Annotated in this window: 21 protein-coding genes; 11 read left to right on the top strand and 10 right to left on the bottom strand. The window is 65.5% G+C overall.

Going from position 1 to position 19,921, the window contains the following annotated elements:
• The first annotated feature begins 38 nt into the window (after positions 1-38).
• The 4 genes from speB to ABGN05_RS03855 all read left to right on the top strand — a co-directional run bounded on the left by speB (position 39) and on the right by ABGN05_RS03855 (position 4,716).
• The gene (speB, locus tag ABGN05_RS03870) at positions 39-1,100 is read left to right on the top strand and encodes an agmatinase (RefSeq protein ID WP_367952665.1); all 1,062 of its coding nucleotides are present in this window, start codon (positions 39-41) and stop codon (positions 1,098-1,100) included.
• 179 nt (positions 1,101-1,279) lie between these two features.
• The gene (locus ABGN05_RS03865) at positions 1,280-2,284 is read left to right on the top strand and encodes a DctP family TRAP transporter solute-binding subunit (RefSeq protein ID WP_367952664.1); all 1,005 of its coding nucleotides are present in this window, start codon (positions 1,280-1,282) and stop codon (positions 2,282-2,284) included.
• A gap of 107 nt (positions 2,285-2,391) precedes the next feature.
• Positions 2,392-3,087, top strand: a complete 696-nt coding sequence (locus ABGN05_RS03860; RefSeq protein WP_367952663.1) for a TRAP transporter small permease — start codon at positions 2,392-2,394, stop codon at positions 3,085-3,087.
• Between the two features lie 9 nt (positions 3,088-3,096).
• Positions 3,097-4,716, top strand: coding sequence for a TRAP transporter large permease (locus ABGN05_RS03855; protein ID WP_367952662.1), 1,620 nt, complete (start codon positions 3,097-3,099; stop codon positions 4,714-4,716).
• 31 nt (positions 4,717-4,747) lie between these two features.
• Here ABGN05_RS03855 and ABGN05_RS03850 read toward each other — a convergent pair whose 3' ends face one another.
• Positions 4,748-5,143: a DUF3307 domain-containing protein gene (locus tag ABGN05_RS03850; RefSeq protein ID WP_367952661.1), complete on the bottom strand. Its 396-nt coding sequence runs from the start codon at positions 5,141-5,143 to the stop codon at positions 4,748-4,750.
• Between the two features lie 234 nt (positions 5,144-5,377).
• On the opposite strand from ABGN05_RS03850, the gene ABGN05_RS03845 reads away from it, so the two are divergent.
• Positions 5,378-6,271, top strand: a complete 894-nt coding sequence (locus tag ABGN05_RS03845) for a dihydrodipicolinate synthase family protein (protein WP_367952660.1) — start codon at positions 5,378-5,380, stop codon at positions 6,269-6,271.
• A gap of 125 nt (positions 6,272-6,396) precedes the next feature.
• Complete coding sequence (gene msrP / locus ABGN05_RS03840) at positions 6,397-7,365, top strand: protein-methionine-sulfoxide reductase catalytic subunit MsrP (protein ID WP_367952659.1); 969 nt, start codon at positions 6,397-6,399, stop codon at positions 7,363-7,365.
• Between the two features lie 285 nt (positions 7,366-7,650).
• Here msrP and ABGN05_RS03835 read toward each other — a convergent pair whose 3' ends face one another.
• Both ABGN05_RS03835 and trxB read right to left on the bottom strand, forming a co-directional pair.
• The gene (locus tag ABGN05_RS03835) at positions 7,651-8,547 is read right to left on the bottom strand and encodes a LysR family transcriptional regulator (RefSeq protein WP_367952658.1); all 897 of its coding nucleotides are present in this window, start codon (positions 8,545-8,547) and stop codon (positions 7,651-7,653) included.
• 32 nt (positions 8,548-8,579) lie between these two features.
• Positions 8,580-9,554: a thioredoxin-disulfide reductase gene (gene trxB, locus ABGN05_RS03830; protein WP_367952657.1), complete on the bottom strand. Its 975-nt coding sequence runs from the start codon at positions 9,552-9,554 to the stop codon at positions 8,580-8,582.
• A gap of 236 nt (positions 9,555-9,790) precedes the next feature.
• On the opposite strand from trxB, the gene ABGN05_RS03825 reads away from it, so the two are divergent.
• On the top strand, positions 9,791-10,291 hold the full coding sequence (locus ABGN05_RS03825) for an Lrp/AsnC family transcriptional regulator (protein WP_367952656.1): 501 nt from the start codon (positions 9,791-9,793) through the stop codon (positions 10,289-10,291).
• 4 nt (positions 10,292-10,295) lie between these two features.
• On the opposite strand, the gene ABGN05_RS03820 is transcribed toward ABGN05_RS03825, so the two are convergent.
• Positions 10,296-11,027, bottom strand: coding sequence for an FkbM family methyltransferase (locus ABGN05_RS03820; protein WP_367952655.1), 732 nt, complete (start codon positions 11,025-11,027; stop codon positions 10,296-10,298).
• A gap of 161 nt (positions 11,028-11,188) precedes the next feature.
• Here ABGN05_RS03820 and ABGN05_RS03815 point away from each other — a divergent pair, with 161 nt between their 5' ends.
• Both ABGN05_RS03815 and ABGN05_RS03810 read left to right on the top strand, forming a co-directional pair.
• Complete coding sequence (locus tag ABGN05_RS03815) at positions 11,189-12,025, top strand: glycosyltransferase family 2 protein (RefSeq protein ID WP_367952654.1); 837 nt, start codon at positions 11,189-11,191, stop codon at positions 12,023-12,025.
• Complete coding sequence (locus tag ABGN05_RS03810) at positions 12,022-13,083, top strand: glycosyltransferase (RefSeq protein ID WP_367952653.1); 1,062 nt, start codon at positions 12,022-12,024, stop codon at positions 13,081-13,083. The genes ABGN05_RS03815 and ABGN05_RS03810 overlap by 4 nt, the downstream gene beginning before the upstream one ends.
• Here ABGN05_RS03810 and ABGN05_RS03805 read toward each other — a convergent pair.
• From ABGN05_RS03805 to ABGN05_RS03780, 6 genes are all read right to left on the bottom strand, one after another.
• On the bottom strand, positions 13,014-14,108 hold the full coding sequence (locus ABGN05_RS03805) for a glycosyltransferase family 4 protein (protein ID WP_367952652.1): 1,095 nt from the start codon (positions 14,106-14,108) through the stop codon (positions 13,014-13,016). The genes ABGN05_RS03810 and ABGN05_RS03805 overlap by 70 nt on opposite strands.
• A 43-nt stretch (positions 14,109-14,151) precedes the next feature.
• A complete protein-coding gene (gene greA, locus ABGN05_RS03800) occupies positions 14,152-14,625 on the bottom strand; it encodes a transcription elongation factor GreA (protein ID WP_367952651.1) in 474 nt (157 codons plus the stop codon).
• Positions 14,626-14,801: 176 nt separating this feature from the next.
• The gene (locus ABGN05_RS03795; protein ID WP_367952650.1) at positions 14,802-15,338 is read right to left on the bottom strand and encodes a PH domain-containing protein; all 537 of its coding nucleotides are present in this window, start codon (positions 15,336-15,338) and stop codon (positions 14,802-14,804) included.
• Between the two features lie 258 nt (positions 15,339-15,596).
• Complete coding sequence (locus tag ABGN05_RS03790; RefSeq protein WP_367952649.1) at positions 15,597-16,988, bottom strand: MATE family efflux transporter; 1,392 nt, start codon at positions 16,986-16,988, stop codon at positions 15,597-15,599.
• Positions 16,989-17,248: 260 nt separating this feature from the next.
• Positions 17,249-17,806 (bottom strand): tetratricopeptide repeat protein, encoded by a 558-nt coding sequence (locus tag ABGN05_RS03785; RefSeq protein ID WP_367952648.1) that lies wholly within the window; start codon positions 17,804-17,806, stop codon positions 17,249-17,251.
• Positions 17,807-17,957: 151 nt separating this feature from the next.
• Positions 17,958-18,308 carry a DMT family protein gene (locus tag ABGN05_RS03780; RefSeq protein WP_367952647.1) on the bottom strand — a complete coding sequence of 117 codons (351 nt, stop codon included), beginning with the start codon at positions 18,306-18,308 and terminating at the stop codon, positions 17,958-17,960.
• A 154-nt stretch (positions 18,309-18,462) separates the two neighbouring features.
• Here ABGN05_RS03780 and ABGN05_RS03775 point away from each other — a divergent pair, with 154 nt between their 5' ends.
• Together ABGN05_RS03775 and ABGN05_RS03770 are read left to right on the top strand one after the other, a co-directional pair.
• The gene (locus ABGN05_RS03775; protein ID WP_367952646.1) at positions 18,463-18,888 is read left to right on the top strand and encodes a DUF3775 domain-containing protein; all 426 of its coding nucleotides are present in this window, start codon (positions 18,463-18,465) and stop codon (positions 18,886-18,888) included.
• A gap of 205 nt (positions 18,889-19,093) precedes the next feature.
• The gene (locus ABGN05_RS03770) at positions 19,094-19,888 is read left to right on the top strand and encodes an extensin-like domain-containing protein (protein WP_367953142.1); all 795 of its coding nucleotides are present in this window, start codon (positions 19,094-19,096) and stop codon (positions 19,886-19,888) included.
• Positions 19,889-19,921: the final 33 nt, after the last annotated feature.

Below are 19,921 nucleotides of genomic sequence, written 5' to 3'. Positions count from 1 at the left end.
ATATCCGGCGCAGAGGACTCGGGATGGACGAGGCTCGCATGGCGTGGGACCACGAGAAGCTTGAAGGACTCCGCCGCCGGTACGGTTCGGGGCATGGCGGCGAGGTGTTCGACCCGCGCTTCCGGCGTGTCGCCGACCGCATCTTCACCGCGTCCGGCACGCGCGCCGCTCCCTATGCCGGCGTCCCGACCTTCCTTTCGGCGCCGCATCTGCCCGTCGATCCGCAGAACCCCGATTTCGGCGATCTACAGGTGGCGCTGCTGGGCGTGCCGATGGACCTCGGCGTCACCAACCGGCCCGGCGCCCGCTTCGGCCCCCGTGCCCTCAGGTCGATCGAGCGCATCGGCCCGTACAACCACGTGCTCGACTGCGCGCCGGTGCATGAACTGAGGGTCGCCGACATCGGCGACGTGCCGTTCCGCAGCCGCTACCGTCTGGAACAGAGCCACGAGGACATCGAGGCGCATGTGGGCCGGATCGTGTCGGCCGGTGTCGTGCCGCTGTCGGTCGGCGGCGACCATTCCATCTCGCATCCGATCCTGAAGGCGGTGGGGCGCGAGCGGCCGGTCGGCATGATCCACATCGACGCGCATTGCGACACCGGCGGCGCCTTCGATGGCACCAAGTTCCACCATGGCGGACCGTTCCGCAACGCGGTCCTCGACGGCGTGCTCGATCCGGCCCGCACCATCCAGATCGGCATCCGCGGTTCGGCCGAATATCTGTGGGAGTTCTCCTACGAGGCCGGAATGACGGTGATTCATGCCGAGGAGATGCCGGCGCTGGGCATTCCGGCAATCATCGCCAAGGCAAGGGAGATCGTCGGCGACGGCCCGACCTACCTCTCCTTCGACATCGACAGTCTCGACCCCGCCTATGCCCCGGGGACAGGAACGCCCGAGATCGGCGGACCGTCGACGCGCGAGGTGCTGGAACTGCTGCGCGGGCTGAAGGGCCTGAACCTCGTGGGCGGCGACGTGGTCGAAGTCGCGCCGCAATACGATGCCACCACCAACACGGCCCAGGCCGGCGCGCAGGTACTGTTCGAAATCCTCGGCCTGATGGTCTTCAGCCCTCGGCTTTGCGCGGCGGGAAGTTGAACCCGCCGCCGGAGGCCCGGACCCATCCGGCTAAATGCTGACTTCTAATTGTGCCTGCGATGGATTATCCATCGTCAACGGGAGGACTATCCCGCCGCAGACCAAATCTCCGTCCGCTCGCAGAGCGGCCGGCGAGACATAGAAAGAGCGGCCGAATGGCCGAAATGTGGAGGAATGACATGAACAAGCTACTCGGCGCCGCCTCGGCGCTCGCGATCACCCTGGTCGCCGCACCGGCCTTCGCCGACCCCGCCGGCTGCGACAGCGGCGAGATGGTCATCAAGTTCAGCCACGTGGTGGCGGAAAAGGGCCATCCCAAGGGCGAGGCTGCCAAGCAGTTCGGCGAGCGCGTCAACCAGGAGATGGAAGGCACCGCCTGCATGGAGGTGTATCCCAACACCACGCTCTACGACGACGACAAGGTCATGGAAGCCCTGCTGCTCGGCGACGTGCAGATCGCCGCGCCGTCGCTGTCGAAGTTCGAAGCCTATACGCTGAAGTACCGCGTCTTCGACCTGCCGTTCCTGTTCGCCAGCCTCGACACCGTCAACGCGTTCACCCAGTCCGACACCGGCAAGAGCCTGCTCACCGTCATGGAGGACGAGGGCTACACCGGCCTCGGCTACTGGCTGTCGGGCCTCAAGCAGTTCTCGGCCAACAAGCCGCTGCTGTTGCCGTCGGACGCGAACGGACTGAAGTTCCGCATCCAGACCTCGGACGTGGCGAACGCCATGATCAACGCGATCGGCGGTTCGGCCCAGAAGCTCGCCTTCTCCGAGGTTTACGGCGCCCTGCAGACCGGCGTCGTGGACGGCCAGGAGAACTCCTGGTGCAACATCTACACCCAGAAGTTCTTCGAGGTGCAGGACGGCGTGACCGAAACCAACCACCAGACGCTCGCCTATCTGCTCGTCACCTCCACCGAGTGGCTCGAAGGCCTCGATCCGGCGGTGCGCGAGCAGTTCCTCAAGATCGCCGACGACGTGACCCAGGCGGCGAACGCCGACGTCGCGAACAAGGAAGCCGTCTGCCGCCAGAACATCCTGGACGCCAAAGGCACGATCCGCGAGCTGACGCCCGAGCAGCGCGCCGAGTGGGTGAGCACCATGAAGCCGGTCTGGGCCGAGTTCGAGGGCGACATCGGCAAGGACGTCATCGACGCCGCCGTGGCCTCCGGGTCGTAGTACGAAAGACGGCGCGCCCGCCCGAGGCGGGCGCGCCTTTTCCTGCGGCCAGGGCGAACAATCGGAAAAACCGGCGCCCGTGGCCGATCCGCTGAGGGGAGGATCAAGTGGAGCTATTGTGGCCGTCGGCGGCGCTCGTCGTCCTGGTGCTGGCACTGTTTTTCGCCGAAAGGCGCTATCCCGATGCGATAAGCCGACTCGAGGAGAACATCCTCGCCACCCTTCTCGCCATCATAACGCTCGTCTCGTTCAGCCAGGTGATCGCCCGCTACGGCTTCAACACGGGCTGGGGCGGCGCGCTGGAATTCACCCGCATCCTGTTCGCCTGGATGATCCTTTTCGGGATGGGCTACGGCATCAAGCACGGCGTGCATCTCGGCGTCGACGCCTTCGTGCGCATGCTTTCGAAACCGGGCCTGCGCATCGCGGGCATGGTCGGGGCTTTCTGCACCTTCCTCTATGCCTTCATGCTTCTCTACGCCGGCTGGCTGGCACTGCTCGGCGCCGACGTCTCGACCAACTGGCGCCAGACCGGCGCGATCGGCTACTGGACCTTCATGTTCGAGCGGGGCACCGGTCTCGACGACCTGCGTTACCCGCTCTGGGCCCAGGAACTGTTCGGGGTCCAGGACCGGGTCCAGCGCTGGGTCGCCTATCTCATGCTACCGGTCGGGCTAGCCCTCCTTGCCTTCCGCTCCCTCCAGGGAATCGCTGCGATCTGGCGCGGCGACCGCGAACTGATCATCGCCGGCCACGAGGCGGAGGATCTCGTGAGCGAAGCCAAGGGCGCCCTGCGCGACTGAGGACGGGACATGGAACCACTGATCCTCTTCATCCTGGTCCTGATGCTGCTCTTCGCCGGCGTGCCGGTGGCGGTCTCGCTCGGGCTCTCGTCGCTCATCATCATCGCGTTCTTCTCCGCCGATTCCGTGTCGTCGGTGGCGCTGCAACTCTTCACCGCGTCGCAGAACTACACGCTGCTCGCGATCCCGTTCTTCGTGCTCGCCTCGGCCTTCATGTCGACGGGCGGCGTCGCGCGGCGCATCATCCGCTTCGCCATCGCTGCCGTCGGCCACTTCCGCGGCGGACTGGCGATCGCCTCGGTGCTCGCCTGCATGCTCTTTGCCGCGTTGTCGGGCTCCTCGCCGGCCACGGTGGTGGCCATCGGCACGATCGCCATCGCCGGAATGCGGCAGGTCGGCTACACGAAGGAATTCGCCGCCGGCATCATCGCCAATGCCGGGACGCTCGGCATCCTCATCCCGCCCTCGATCGTGATGGTCGTCTATTCGGCCGCGACCGACGTCTCGGTCGGACGCATGTTCCTCGCGGGCGTGATCCCCGGGCTGGTGGCCGGGCTGATGCTCATGGTCACGATCTACGTCATGGCGCGGATCAAGAACCTGCCATCGGAGGAGTGGAAGGGATTCGGCGAGATCGTCGCGGGCGGCAAGGAAGCCGGCTGGGGGCTCTTCCTCATCATCATCATTCTGGGCGGCATCTACGGAGGCGTCTTCACGCCGACCGAGGCGGCGGCCGTCGCGGCGGTCTACGCCTTCTTCGTGGCCCTGTTCGTCTATCGGGACATGGGACCGCTGAAGGGCGTCCGCTGGATCCAGGAGACGGACAGCAAGCGGGCACGGGTCGGATTTTCCGCGGTCGTCTATGCCGTCGGCTTCTTCTTCGTCTGGATGATCCTGTCCTTCTTCGTCGCCTCCAACTGGGAGGGTGTGACGATCGGCGGCCGCGCGCTGGTCGGGCTCGTCCTGTCGATCGCGCTGATGATCGCCTACGCGCTCTGGCGCGACGGCCAGTCCAGTCCCTTCAACATTCCCGGCTACGTCGCCGCGGGACTGCCGATCTGGGGACGCAACCTTTCGCTGACGGGCCGCAACTTCCATCGCATGTTCTTCAACGAGGAAACACGCAAGGTCATGATCGACGCGTCGCGGACGACGATCATGCTGATGTTCATCATCGTCAACGCGCTGCTCTTCGCCCACGTCCTGAGTTCGGAACGCATCCCGCAGTCGATCACCAGCCTGATGCTCGACGCCGGTTTCAACTGGTTCACCTTCCTGATCGCCATCAACCTGCTGCTCTTGCTCGGCGGTCAGTTCATGGAGCCTTCGGGACTGCTCTTGATCGTGGCGCCGGTGGTCTTCCCGATCGCCATGGAACTCGGCGTCGATCCGGTCCACCTCGGCATCATCATGGTGGTCAACATGGAGATCGGCATGATCACGCCGCCGATCGGGCTGAACCTGTTCGTCACCTCCGGCATCACCGGCATGAGCCTGATCCAGGTCGTGCGCGCCGCCCTGCCGTTCGTCGCCGTGCTCTTCGTCTTCCTGATCATCACCACCTACGTGCCGATCATGTCGACCTGGCTGCCCTACAGCCTGATGGGACCGGAGATCGTCACGCGTTGATCGGAAACGGCTGGAGAGGCCGGCGGGAACGCTACGCCGGCATCGTCCAGCCGATCGCCAGCCCAGCCATGGCGAGATAGGTGAGCTGATGAATCAGCTGGTCCGCGCCGTGCAGCGCCCAGTAGGACGCCGTCGTCGGCCCCTTCGCGCTGCCCATCGAAATGCGCGCCTTGATGTGGTCGATGGCGAAATGGACGACGAACTCGGCCGCCATGAACATCAGCAGTGGGACGATCGGTAGTCCGGCCAGAAGCAGGGCGGGTATCGAGCCGACGACATGGATGCCGGCATGGACGTAGCCGCCGGCGCAGTCGAAATGGCCCTTGCCGCGGATTAGCCACGGCGGCTGGAGCAGGTAGTCGGCAACGAAGTGCTTCACCTGGAAGCAGGCAAGAACGCCGATCATGAGCGTCAGAATGTCGTCCAACCGTTTCCCCCGCGCGCGAGGCCCCATGCCACGGCAGCCCCTTGCGGCATACATTTGCCGCGAAAACCGGCATTGCCAAGAGAGAAAAGACGGCATGCGACGAAGTCGGTTGCTCAAAAGCGCGGTGCGCCGGCCGTTTCGGTCTCGCGGCGCGCGTTAGGCGCTTGATCCGCGAAGGCTCGACGCCTATCCACGCGGCAACCATCCACCTTCATTGCGGGAAGCTCCGACCAGATGACATCGACAAGACTCAAGGGCGTTATCGCGGCCATTCCGACGCCGGTCACTCCCGACGGCGAGCCGGATCTCCCGCGTTTCCTTCGCCATGCGCACTGGCTGCTGGAGAACGGCTGCGACGGGCTGAACGTCCTCGGCACCACAGGCGAGGCGAACTCCTTCTCGGCGTCGCAGCGCAAGGCGGTCATGAGCGCCGCCGCCGGGGAACTCGACCGCGGGCGGCTGATGGTCGGCACCGGCGCGCCAGACCTCGCCACCACGATCGAACTGACGCGCTTTGCGCATGACAAGGGCTTCGCGGCGGCATTGATCCTGCCGCCCTACTACTACAAGGGCGTGAGCGACGAGGGTCTCTTCCGTTGGTTCGCGACCGTGGTGGGAAAGACCGCCGACGCGCCGATCCCGATCTATCTCTACAATTTTCCGCAGATGACCGGTCTCAAGTTTTCCCCCGCTCTGGCGGCAAGATTGCGCGAAAGCTTTCCCGAGCGGATCGCCGGGGCCAAGGACAGTTCGGGCGACCTCGCCTACGCCGCCGAACTCGCCCGCATCGACGGGTTCGACGTCTTCCCAAGCAGCGAGACCGCGCTCGCACGGGTGGATGAGGACGGCTATGCCGGCTGCATTTCTGCGACCGTGAGCGCCACCGCGCCGCTCGCAGCGCGGCTCTGGAAGGCCCGGTCGGATGCCGGCCTGCTGAAGGCGGCGAGCGACGCACGCGCGGCGATCTCGTCGGTGCCGCTGATCCCCGCGGTCAAGCACATGGTGGCGCGGCTCCACGACGATCCCGAATACGAGCGCCTCCTGCCGCCGCATCTGCCGCTGAGCGCGGCCGAGAAGCAGACCCTGGCAGCGCTCGACCCTCGGAGCTTCACGACCGCACCGGCCTGACGGAGACGCTCCATTCCGGCTCTCGCGGCCGGTCGCGCCTCCACGCAAACGTGATGCCGGGTGAATTGCGCGCCGGCCGCCATCGGCTACTCTTCGTGCGTCATGCTTTGCGGGGAGAGATCGCGATGGCCAGCATCCTGAAGCGCCCGTCATGGGCGATAGCCGAAAACCTTGCCACGCCCGAGCACGTGTTCCTCAGCCGGCGCGCGATGATCGCCGGCCTCGCGGCGGGAGCGACGGCTGCGATCATGCCGCCCTTCGCCGGAGGGGCGCAGGCTGCCGAGGCCGATCAGACGCTCGACCTCTATCCGGCGAAGCTGAACGAGAAATACAAGATCGACCGCGACATGACGCCGGGCGAGGTCGCCGGGCAGTACAACAACTTCTACGAATATGGCTCGCACAAGCAGATCGCGAAGGCCGCCGAAAGCCTAAAGACGCGGCCCTGGGAGGTCCAGGTCGACGGGCTGGTGGAGAAGCCGCGGACATTTGCGATCGACGATCTCATCCGGGCTATGCCGCTCGAGGCGCGGCTCTACCGCCACCGCTGCGTCGAGGCGTGGTCGATGACCGTGCCGTGGACCGGCTTCCCGATGGCGAAGCTCGTCGAGGCGGCGGCTCCCCTCGCCTCGGCGAAATACGTCCGCTTCGAGACCTTCCTCGATCCCGACATGGCTTCGGGCCAGCGGCAGGTCTGGTATCCGTGGCCCTATGTCGAGGGGCTGACCATGGAAGAGGCGACGAACGAACTCGCCTTCATGGTCACCGGCGTCTACGGCAAGCCGCTGAAAAACCAGTTCGGCGCGCCGCTGCGGCTCGCCCTGCCGTGGAAATACGGCTTCAAGTCCATCAAGTCGGTTGTGAAGATTTCCTTCGTCGAGAAGCGGCCCGTCAGCTTCTGGGAACAGATCGCGCCGACGGAATACGGCTTCTGGGCCAACGTGAACCCGGAGGTGCCGCATCCCCGCTGGAGCCAGGCCCAGGAGCGAATCCTGCACACGGGAGAGACCGTGCCTACGCTGCTCTTCAATGGCTACGGCGAACAGGTGGCCGGGCTCTATCAGGGCATGGAAGGCGAAGCGCTCTTCATGTAACGCCCAGGACGAGGATCTTCAGTTTCCGGATAAAAAAATGGCCGGATCCAGAGGAACCGGCCAAGGCATGGAAGTGCCGCAAAAGCGGTAAAACCTCCAGAGGGGAACACTTGCCGACGCCAATGGGAGGAGAATGCGCCAGCAAGATGATGCGTATATGAGCCCGCTCTGCCGATTCGGCAAGCAACTGATTTGCATTTCACCTATGCATTAATGAAGCAACTGCATCTTCATGGTGCATCGCAGCATTCTGCCGCATTTTGATGCATCCATTCGGGACGCGGCTCAATAGGACCAGCTGCGCGCCTTGGAGAACAGGAAGTCGCGGAACGCCTTGAGCTTCGCCTGGTTCTTCATCGCCTCGGGGTAGGCGAAGTATGTGTCGAAGGAGGGTACCTCCATCTCCGGCAGGAGCTGTACGAGACCGGCATCCTTGTCTGCCATGTAGTCCGGCAGCATGGCGATGCCGGCTCCGGCCTTAACCGATCGCCGGATCGACATCAGGTCGTTGATTTGCAGCACGGCGGGCCGCCTCGCCCCTTCCGGCATGCCGAAGGTCTGTAGCGTGTTGAGGTCCTTCAGGAAGGCGGGAACCGGCTCACCGAACGTCACCAGCCTGTGGCGGTCCAGTTCCTCGACCGAATTCGGCTTGCCGTAGCGGTTGATGTAGGCCGGGGCGGCGAACACGTGCAGATGCACCGTGAACAGCCGCCGCTGGATCAGGTCCGGCTGCTGCGGCTGGCGCAGGCGGATGGCGCAATCGGCCTGCCGCATCGTGAGGTCGAGTTCCTCGTTTGCGAGCAGCAGCTGGACCTGCACGTCCGGATAGAGCTCCAGGAACTCCTGGACGCGCTGGGTGAGCCAGCCCGCGCCGAGCCCGACGGTGGTGGTGACACGCAGGACGCCCGTCGGCTTCTCCGTCGTCTCGAGCAGCCGGGCGCGCACGCTGTCAAGCTTGACCAGCACGTCGTGGGCGGTGCGGTAGAGCAGTTCGCCCTGTTCGGTCAAAACCAGGCCGCGCGCGTGGCGGTGGAATAGCGGAACGCCGATGTCGTGCTCCAGCGCACTTACCTGGCGCGAGATGGCCGACTGCGAGAGATTGAGCCGCTCCGCGGCATGAGTGAAGGACCCTGCCTCGGCTGCCGCGTGGAACACACGCAGCTTGTCCCAGTCGAACGGCATGTGTCCCCCTCCCCCGGAGTGCTGCGGCCGGCTCATTCGGCCGCTTCGCGATGCGTCTCCATCTCGGCCAGGTATTTCTCGGCCTCCAGCGCCGCCATGCAGCCCATGCCGGCCGCCGTCACCGCCTGGCGGTAGATGTCGTCCGTCACGTCGCCCGCTGCGAAGACGCCGGGGACGTCGGTGCGGGTGGAATCGGGCGCTGTCCAGAGATAGCCGTTCGGCTTCTGCTTCAGCTTGCCGGCAAAGAGTTCGACCGCCGGCGCATGCCCGATCGCTACGAACACGCCGTCGATCGACAGGTCGCTGATCTCGCCGGTATTCTTGTTGCGCAGCCGGATGCCGTTGACGGACGGCGGCATGGGTGGCTTGGCCGGTTCGCCGACGATCTCCTCGATCACCGTATCCCACAGCACCTTGATGTTGTCCTTCTTGAACAGCCGGTCCTGAAGGATCCGCTCCGCGCGGAATTCGTCGCGCCGGTGGATGACTGTGACCGATCTGGCGAGGTTGGAGAGATAGAGCGCCTCCTCGACGGCGGAATTGCCGCCGCCGATGACCACCACGTCCTTGCCGCGGTAGAAGAAGCCGTCGCAGGTGGCACAGGCCGACACGCCGAAGCCCTTGAAGGTCTCCTCGCTGTCGATGCCCAGCCACTTCGCCTGCGCGCCGGTCGCGATGATGAGCGCGTCGCAGGTGTATTCGGTGCCGGAATCGCCCTTCAGCCGGAACGGCCTGCTGGCGATGTCTGCCTCGACGATGATGTCGCTGACCATGTCGGTGCCGACGTGTTCAGCCTGTTTCATCATCTGCTCCATCAGCCACGGCCCCTGGATCGGGTCGGCGAAGCCGGGATAGTTTTCCACGTCGGTCGTGATCATCAGCTGCCCGCCCTGTTGCATGCCGGCAATCAGCATCGGCCGGAGCATGGCGCGTGCCGCGTAGATCGCGGCGGTGTAGCCGGCAGGCCCCGAACCGACGATGATGACGGGTGCGTGCTTCTTGGTCATGGCCGTTCCTCTGCACAAAAGGCAAAAGCCCCGGCGCCCGACGGACGACGAGGGATGTTTTCTCTCGCTGATCTAAGGTTCCCATCCACCCTTGTGCAAGTGCGCAGGCCGCTTTCTCACAGGAGACGCCCAGGAAGCCGTACGCGGCGAGCGCCGTGCTTGGCTCGACCCGACCTTTGACGTATGTCTGCGGGCGCGACAGATTCTTTCGCCATCCAACGCCCGAGCACTCCGACATGCCCATCAAGGCCGATCTGGACGCAACCGACTGGAAGATCTTGCGCGAGTTGCAGAATGACGGGCGCATGACCAACGTCGAACTGTCCAGGCGCGTCGGCATCTCGGCTCCGCCCTGTCTGAGGCGGGTCAAGCGGCTGGAAGAGTCCGGCGTCATCCGCGGCTACCGCGCCCTCCTCAACGCCCCGGCGCTCGGCTACGACCTGGTGGCATTCTGCCTGGTCGGGCTGCACCACCAGTCGGACGCGGAACTGAAATCTTTCTCCGAACTGACCCGCGCCTGGCCGATCGTGCGCCGGGCATGGATGGTCTCGGGAGAGTCCGATTTCCTGCTGCACTGCGTGGCGACCGACCTGACGACGTTCCAGACCTTCGTCATCGAGCAACTGACCTCCGCCCCCAACGTCGACACCGTGCGCACCGCGCTGACCATCCGTCAGGTCAAGGACGAGGGGCTTGTGGATATCCAGGCGAGCGCTGGTCCCTCCTCCGGCCGATGATCGACTAAGTCAGAAGCGCCCGGGTTTCGCGCACCAGATGAAGCGTCTTGTGGGCCTTCTCGGCGATTTCAAAACCCAGAGCCTCGAGCCGCCCGATCATCGCATCGATCGCCGCCTGCCCGGTCACCTGCGGGTGGATTTCCACGACGATGTGGGCGACGCCGTCGAGGTTTCCCTGCGACAGGAGGTCCGTCTCGATGCCTTCCACATCCATGATGACGATGTCCGGCCGGTGAGTTCGGACGATGTCGTCGAAGGCATCGGCGCCGACCTCGATCGCCTCGGCGGAGCTGTCCCGCTTTGCCAGCGACGAGGAGACGATGTTGTCGTCGCGGTTGAACGTCACCGGCCGGCCGTCGAGGTTGACGGCGCGCATCACCAGACGCGGCTCGACGCCGTTGAGCGCGAAGTTGCCGCGGATGATGGGTTCCAGCTTCGAATTGGCTTCATAGGAGACGAGGTTTCCCGGGCCGCAGAGACGGGCGGCGAGGGACGCGACGACGCCGATGCCGGCGCCGATCTCGAGCACCCGGTCGCCCGGCCGCACGATGCGCCGGACCAGCCGCCGTTCGTGGACCTCGTAGGTTTCCTTGAACAGCGCGGAGCGGACCGAACGCGGCAGTCCGGCGGCATCGGTCGAGACCTTGATCCCGTCCAGTTCGACCACGCGCCGGTTTAATAGCCTGCGCCAGTGGAGCTTCACGTTGCGGAACGGGTTTCCCAATGCGCTGACCATCTGTGTGCGGGCGGTTCCGCCCGGCCGTTGAAGCTTGCCTGCGAACGCCTTTTCTGCTCAAGGGGTCCGCGATGCGCTCGCGCGGGAGCGCGGACGAGGCCGGCGTCATATAACAGACACGGTAAGCCCCACAAGGCGCGGGTCGACCGCCGAAGCTGACGATGCCAGACAGACTCCCCCTCTCCGCATTCATCATCTGCCAGAACGAGGAGGCTTATCTCGGGCGTTGCATCGAAAGCCTGGACCTGTGCGCGGAGATCGTGATTGTCGATTCGGGCTCCACGGACGGGACGCTGGCGCTGATCGAGACGTTCGTGGAAAGAGGTTCTCCGATCCGGCTCTTCCGCGAATCCTGGCGCGGCTATGCGGGCCAGAAGCAGTTCGCTCTGGAACAGTGCCGCGAGCCGTGGTGCCTCAACATCGATGCCGACGAGCGTCTCGACGACGCCCTGCGAGCCGTCCTCCCGTCTCTGCTCGACGCCTCGGAAACGGTCGTCGGCTGGAAGGTCGCGCGTCGGCCCTACCTGATCGGCTACGGCTTCACGCCCGAAAGGGTGCGCGAGCGCAAGAACCTGAGGCTGATCCGCAACGGCCGGGGGCGCTACGATCTTGCGCAGCGCGTGCACGAGGGAATCGTGCCCGACGGAGAGGTCAGGCCGTCCGAGAAAGGCAGCCTGCTGCACTTCCGGCCCCTGCCGATGGACGAGCAGATCCTCAAGGAAAACAAGTACTCGTCGCTGAAGGCGGATCAGATCGTCGAAGCCGGCGGCGGGCCGCGCCGCCTGAAGATGGTCTTCAACCCGCCGCTCTATTTCCTGCGGCTCTACCTGCGCAACGGCCTGTGGCGCTGCGGGTTTCCCGGCTTCATCGAGGCGATGACCGGCGCGGTCTACTCCTTCCTGACGGAATCGAAGATCTACCAGCGCAACGCGCTGAAGGTCGCGCCGGCCAGCGAGCCTGTCGAAAGCGCGGCGGACACGCGGAGCGACGCACAATGAAAGTGATGCATTTCCACTTCGGCAAGGACGGCGGCGCCGAGCGCTTCTTCGTGCATCTCCTGAACGGCCTCGCCGAACGCGGTGTGGAGCAGCGCATCGTGATAAGGCCCGGGAGGAACTGGAAGCAGAAGATCGACCCATCGGTGGAAGTCATCGAGAGCCATTTCCGCACCGCGTCGCTGGACCGCATCCTGCTGCCGCTCCGGATGGCCGCCATGGCGCGATCGTGGAAACCCGACGCCATTCTCGGCTGGATGCCGAAAGGGGCGAAGCTGGTGCCCAACGTCGAGGGCCCATTGCGGCTGACGCGGCTGGGCGACTATCCGACGACGCTGAAGAAGTTCCGCAACGTCGACGTCGTCGTGTGCAACACACCCGGAATCGCGAAGCACGTGCGGGACATGGGTTGGCAGCGAGACGTGCGGGTCATCTCGAACTTCACCGAGTCCGTGCCGGCGGCCCCCATCGCGCGCGCCGAACTCGACACGCCGGAAGATGCCTTCGTGGTCTCGGCCGCGGGCCGGTTCGTGCCGCGAAAGGGCTTCGACGTGGTGCTGCGCGCGGTGGCGAAAGTTCCCGACGCCTATCTCTGGCTGGTCGGCAATGGCGAGGAAGAAGGCAACCTGCGCGGGCTGGCCGACGAACTCGGCATGGCTCAGCGGGTGCGATTCGCCGGCTGGCAGTCGAACCCCGGCGCGTATGTCGCGGCATCCGACTGCTTTGCCGTCGCCTCCCGCCACGAACCGCTGGGCAACGTCGTCCTGGAAGCCTGGGCGCAGGACGTGCCGGTGGTCTCGACCCGTTCCGAAGGTCCGACCTGGTTCATGCGCGACGGCGAGAACGGGCTGCTGGTCGATCTCGATGACCATGACGCCATGGCCGACGGCATTGCGCGCCTCCGCAACGACGCCGAACTGGCGACGACGGTCGTGGCAGGAGGACGGCGGACCTTGCAAGAGCGCTTCTCGAAGGAAGCCGTAACGCAGGCCTATATCGACCTGTTCGCCCGCCGCGAGGCCGGGGCCTCCGATCCCGCGCCGCTGGCGACGCGGGCGTAGATCCGGGCTAGCATTTCGGCTTCCTTCTCCAGAGGAAAATCTTCGCGCGCGCGGCGCAGGGCTTCCTGTCCAGCCGTCTGCCTCTTCTCGTCGTCCGACATGTAGGCACCGGCGGCGGCGGCCATTGCTTCAGCTTCGCCGGGTGGGATGATCGCCCCGGTGACGCCGTCAACGACCAGTTCGGAGAAGGCGCCGACGTCGGTCGCGACCACCGGCACGCCGCAGGCCATTGCCTCCAGCGGCGTCAGGCCGAAACCTTCCCAGCGCTGCGGCGCGACGAAGAGGTCGAGCGCCTTGTACCATTCGTGGATAGCGGTGTGCTCGCCGACGAAGAGGATGCGATCCTCCAGTCCCGCGGCCGACACCCGCCCCCGCAACTCCTGTTCGAAACCGGCGTGCGAACTCGTCGTCCGGCCGGCGATGACGGCCGACCAGTCGGGATGGCGCGGCAAGGCGGCGATCATCGCATCGACGAAGACGTCGGTCCCCTTCTGGCGCCGGATGCGGCCGAAGCAGCCTACATAGCGGCGCGCGGGATGCAGTCCGACTGCCGCGCGCGCTTCAGCGCGATCCGCCGGCGGGCTGAACCGGTCCGTGTCGATCCCGTGCATGACGACGGTGTTCTCGACCTCGAGATAGTCAGCGGTGCGCCGGCTCGTCGCGATCACGGCGTCCATCCGGCGGATGAGGAATTTGGTCCAGCGCGTGTGCCGGCGCTGCGAGGCGGAGGTGAAGACCAGACGCAGCGGCATGCGCAGCACGTCGCGCAGGATCACGCCCGGCAGCATCTCGACGTTGCGCCGTGCGTGCCACACTCGCACGGCGGCATTGCCCGGCGCGCGCCACAGGCGCGGCAGGTCCCGCATCCGCAGCGTCGGCAGGCTGTCCGGCAGACCCGGCCCGACGACCGCGACGCGGGTACCCATTGCCCGCTGCTTCGGCACGAGCTGGATGATCGTGGAGGTCACGCCGGAGAGCCGCCGCTTGAAGTTCGGCGCGATCACGTCGACGTCTCTCACGTCCACCGGTTCGTCCGGCCGAGTGCGGCCCGCCGTCACGGACGCAGGCTCAGGCCCACTTCACCTTGAGGATCTCGTATCCGCGCGCGCCGCCCGGTGCGTTGACCTCGATCGTGTCGCCGACGCCCTTGCCGATCAGCGCGCGCGCGATCGGCGAGGACACGGAGATGCGTCCGCCCTTCACGTCGGCTTCCTGATCGCCGACGATCTGGTAGGTCTTCTCTTCCTCGGTGTCCTCGTCGACGATCACCACGGTGGCGCCGAACTTGATCTTGTCGCCCGACAGCTTCGTGAGGTCGATGACCTCCGCGCGCGCGATCAGATCTTCGAGTTCGCCGACCCGGCCCTCGTTGAGGCTCTGCGCTTCCTTCGCCGCGTGATACTCCGCGTTTTCGGAGAGATCGCCGTGCGCCCGCGCCTCGGAAATCGCTTCGATGATGCGCGGCCGCTCTTCCTGCTGGCGCCAGCGCAGCTCTTCCTTGAGGTTCTGGAAACCGCCTGCGGTCATCGGGACCTTGTTCATTCGTGCGACCTTTCCTTCGCCGGGATTCCGCCCGCCGTCATGATTGTCTCCCAGGGGGCGGGCAAAAAAAAGAAAACGGTCCGCGAGCGTGGGCAGGCGGAACCGCAACCTGTTAGTCCTACGAGATATAGCAGCGGATCGAACGAGATTCACGCAAAAAAAGAACCGTCGTCTCGTCAGCCGGCGCCCGCGGCGGCCTGTGCGGTGTTTTTGGGCGGAGTTCCGGCGTCCAGCTGACGCTCGGCGACCTCCTCCATGCGGCGGCCGATGACTGCGATCGCCTGAGACGGTCGTGCAAGGTCGGCCACGCAGATGGTGCGCCCCGTCGACAGTTCGAAGACCAGAGAGCCGCTTCCCGTCAGCCGCCCGATCGGTCCGCGGCTCAAGGTCAGCCGTCGGACCAGTGCGTAGGGGATTTCGTAGGGTTCGCTGCGGGGAAACCCCGTGTGGACGAAGACGGCATGGGCCATTACGTCGACCCGGGCCGTGAAGCGGCGCAGCACGGCATGCGCGATGAGGAACGGTCCGACCAGCGCCAGCACGATCAGGCACAGCCTGGCCAGGGCACCGTCGCCGCGGCCGGCCAATGCGAGCCAGGCATAGGTCAATCCGTAGCCGCCGAGGATAACGGCCGCGGGCAGCATGACGGAAACGGTCGACGGGAGGAAGGCTCCCTCCGCACCCACGTCAAGATTGTCGTTCTCACCCCGCATGCGCCCGAATCGCATTTTCCCACCGGACTGAAGAATACACCTCTTTTTGCCACAGTCACCGAACAGAGTTCCGCCGGGTGATGCGGCAGGGCACGCGTCCGGTTTGGACCGGATGCCGACATGCGCGGAGTTGGCCAATGAAGAAACCGACGCTGATTGCCGCCCTCTTCGGGATCGGACTTTCCGCCACCATGCTGATCGGCGAGGGCGTGAATGCGACCCAGCAGCCGCTGATCGCGCCCACGTCCCTCCTCGCCTTCAGCCAGGCGTCGCCCGGAACACACCCCAGCGGTGGCCGGTCTTTCGGCGGGTGGATGCCAGAAGGATCGTCGCCAGCACGACCATGAGCAGTTCCGAGGTCGGACCGGCGAGCCAGATGCCGGTCTCTCCCAGGACGGCCGGGAGGCAGAAGGTCAGCGGGATCGCGAACAGGTAGGTGCGGGTGAGACTCAGCAGCGCCGATCGCCCGGCATCGCCTATCGCCTGGAAGTATCCCGACAGGACGAGGATCGGTCCCGCCACGAAGTACATCATCGTGGCGATCGGCAGGATGCGCCTTATCTCGGCGATGGTGGCAGGATCATCGACGAAGATGGCCCCGAGGCTTCCCCGCAGCGAGAAGAACAGCAGCTGCATGCCGGCGCAGTAGAGCAGCGCCAGCGCCGCTCCTAGCCGTAAAGCCGCGTCGGAGCGGTGCCACAGCGAAGCGCCGAAATTATTGCCGGCGATCGTCTGCATGGACATCGAGAGACCCATCAGCGGCAGGAAGGAGAAGGTGAGGATGCGGGTGATCACCCCATAGGCCGCGACCGTCGCCGCGTAGTGCTCCGCTGCCCAGACCTGCAGGGCATAGATGATCGCCGCCGATCCGAGAGAGATGCCGACGAAGCTCAGGCTCTGCGGCGCGCCGAGCGCCAGGAACCTGTTCCAGCCGCGGTTCCAGCCGGAGAGCGACAGGTCCCGCAGCCGCAGGACGGTCCGCCCCCGGAGGCGAAAGACGACGACGGCGGCGAGCGCGGTGGTCTGCGCGAGGACCGTGCCTACGGCGGAGCCGGCGACACCATGGTCGAACACGACGATCAGCAGGTAGTTGAAGGCGATGTTGGCGAGCGAGGTGGAAAGGCTCACCGCCGCCATCAGGCCCATGCGCCCTTCGCAGCGCAGTGCGTCCGCATTGAGCGAAAGCGCGAAGGCCACCGGCGAGCAGAAGATGAGGATGGAGATGTAGGTGTACCCCATCGAGGCAAGCGGCGCCGAACCGTTTGCCACCCATGCCGTCATGGCGGGGCCGGCGAGATAGAACACCGACACCAGCAGCGCGCAGACCAGCAGCGCGAGGGCATGCGCGCTGACGAAGACCCGCCGTGCGCCGGCATGGTCGCCGGCGCCCAGAAGCCGCGCCAGCACGCTCGCCATGCCGCCGGCGACGATGGTCGAGAGAGCGGCCAGCAGCATGTAGACGGGGAACATGAGGGTGACGGCCGTCAGCGCTTCCGCGCCTACGAACTCGCCAAGGAAATAGGCATCGATGACGGTCAGGAGGCCGTTCATGCCCATGATGAAGATGATGGGCGAAGCGGTCCTGAGAAACAGTTTGGGCAAAGAATGCGTCAGGAACGCATTCTCGCCCGCGTTTGCGAACGCGGTCATTGCGGGTCTCTCCCGTTTTGCATCGGACGGGATGTGGATGGGTGCCCGCATTGCCATTCTTCCGATGCGTCGGTTGAGACGGTCATCGCGGGAGGACTTCACCAGAGCACAGAGCTCGCGGGCGGCCGGCGCCTCCAGCCGCGAGTGCGATTATCCGCAAGCGGCGGGAAAGTCAAAGCGCAAGGCGTGAGGCATTCGCAAAAAAGATGCGCGCCGGAGGGCCGGCGCGCATGGGTAGCAAAAGAATTGGCGGCGGAACGTCAGCCGTTGGCGGCCTCGTAGGCGGCGATCTGCCTGGAGAGTTCGGCGAATTCCGCGCTGTCGCGGCCCGCGCGCTTCTCGATCTCGCCGAGTTCCTGCTTCGCAGAGGCCACGTCGCCCATCTGCAGATGCGCCTCGCCGAGATATTCGCGTGTCAGCACGTGGTCGGGATCGATGCGCAGCGCTTCCTCGTAGTAACCGAGCGCGACCAGCAGCTTGCCCTGCTTGCGGTTGGAGTAGCCGAGCATGTTGAAGATGCGCGGGTCGCCGCGGTCCTCTGCGAGCTTCAGCACCGAGATCGCCTCGTCGTAGCGGCCGGCATAGGCGAGAGCGCGGCCATTCTCGAACAGGGTGTCGGTGTCGAGCGAGCTCGACTTCGGCACGCACTTGTTCTTGGCATCGTCGTACACCTGCCCCGTCGGGCAACCGGCCGTGCCGCCATCGCCGCCACCACCGGAACCTCCGCTTCCACCTCCCCCGGCGGCCAGCGCGGGCGCGGCGAGCACCGAAAGGGCCAGCAGGATCGTCGAAGAACCGCTCAGCAGCAATTTGAACATTGCATTCCTCCGTCAAGGCTTCGTGGAAACGACGAGCGCCATCTGGCGTTCGCGCGCCGGGATCGAAGGAACATTACGCCGAATCGCGCCGAAACGCACTCACATTGACGTTACGGCAAATGCCGACAGCCTGGCGGCCCCGGGGGCGGGATCAAGCCCGGAAGATGACGGCCGCGCCGGCGGCGATCAGGGCAAATCCGATGAGATGGTTCACCGTGAACGCCTCGCGCAGGTAGAGCACCGAGAAGACGGCGAAGACGGAAAGCGTCACCACCTCCTGGATCGTCTTCAGTTCAGCCGCCGAATAGACCGCGTGGCCGTAGCGGTTGGCGGGCACCGCCAGCCAGTATTCGAAGAAGGCGATGCCCCAGCTGGCGACCACCGCCACGTAGAGCGGCGCGGCCTTGAACTTCAGGTGCCCGTACCAGGCAAAGGTCATGAAGACGTTCGAGGCCACGAGCATGAGGATCGGGAGCACCTTGGGAGACAGCAGCGCGGCCATGGGGACCATTCCGGAAGGGTGGAGGGAACGGCATTTCAGCCGGGAAGCGACAGGTGTCAATGGCCCCGCCCCTGGGGCCAGTGCGCGGCCGATTGCAACGCCGGACCGTTGAATCCATTATGCACGAGGTCCGCGGAACGGAAGGAGTGCCCGGGTGCAGAAGCCGGTCGAGAGGGAGTGGGAACTGACGATCGACCCGGACACCGTCCGGTTGTTCATCCTGAAGGCAAAGGCAATCAGCGCCGCCGTGAGCGACGACTACCAGGACGGCAGCGAGCACGAGATCGAACTCGACGACCAGACCCATGACGGCCACCACCATGACGGTCTGGCCGAAGAGGAATCCGAGGACCTGACGAGCGAGGAACTGCGCGAACTGATCGACGACCTCAACGTCGACGAGGCCGCCGAGCTCGTGGCGCTCGTGTGGGTGGGGCGCGGCGACTACGACGCCGCGGAATGGCAGGAAGCGGTGGCCGACGCCCGCCAGCGGTCGAACAAGCGCACCGCGACCTATCTCCTGGGCATGCCGACGCTGGCCGACTGGCTGGAGGAAGGCCTGGAAGCGATCGGCGCCTGAACCCGAGTGCCTCACCTCCAAAGTTGAATCATTGTCTCAGGCAGATGAATCCCAACTGCCGAAGCCGTTGCTACGGCGTTGTTCTCCAACATCTTTCGATGCCGGCCCGAATCCGGCCACAGGCATGAACGTACCCGCTGAGCTTTCCTTTACCCTTCCCTGATAGATTGTGGAGGACTTCGGACGGGAACCAGGGTTCATGCGTATGTCGTTCCTCCGCCGGATGCGCAGCCGTGACAAGGCTCCGCGTTCCACACCAGTTGCTGCGCTTCTCCTTTCCGGGCTGGCCGTGCTCTCCGCCTGCTCGGTATCGGACGTGATGCGCCCCAACGTCGACGTGGGGCAGACCACAGCCGCCGTGCCCGCACGCGGGCTGCAGGCGCTGGTCCCGTCGAACCCCTTCCTCGCGGGATATCCGCGCCTGAACGCGCCGATGTCGCAGCCGAACGTGATGCCGGCCGGGGAGCGCGACTGCCGCCGGCAGTTGAAGCGTCTCGGCGTGAGGTTCCGCGACGTTGCGCCGATCCGCGACAGCGCGTCCTGCGGCATAGACTGGCCGGTGGAAGTGTCCGGCTTCTCCGGAAACGTCGGACTGAAGCCAGCAGCGACGCTCTCCTGCCAGATGGCCCTGGCGTTTGCGAGCTGGACCAAGGAGGAACTCGCGCCGGCCGCGCGCTGGCGCTATTTCTCGGGCGTGAAGACGATCCACCAGGGATCGAGCTATTCATGCCGGTCGATCGCCGGAAGCCGCACGGTTTCCGAGCACGCCAAGGGCAACGCGCTGGACGTAATGCGCATCGAACTGAAGAACGGCAACGACATCGACGTGCGCAAGCCGGGCTGGTTCGCCTTCCGCCAGCGCGGCCTCCTCAACAACGTCCGCTCCGATGCGTGCGGCTATTTTTCCACGGTGCTCGGCCCCGGCTACAACGCCGACCACAAGGACCACTTCCACTTCGACATCAAGGAACGGCGCAACGGCCACCGCGCCTGCAAGTAGCGGAAGTCCCATCCGCCGCACAGGTCGAGGAGA

The sequence above is a fragment of the Aquibium pacificum genome, assembly GCF_040839445.1.
GTDB classification, from domain to species: Bacteria; Pseudomonadota; Alphaproteobacteria; order Rhizobiales; family Rhizobiaceae; genus Aquibium; species Aquibium pacificus.
This window is presented reverse-complemented; position numbering and strand designations above follow the sequence as displayed.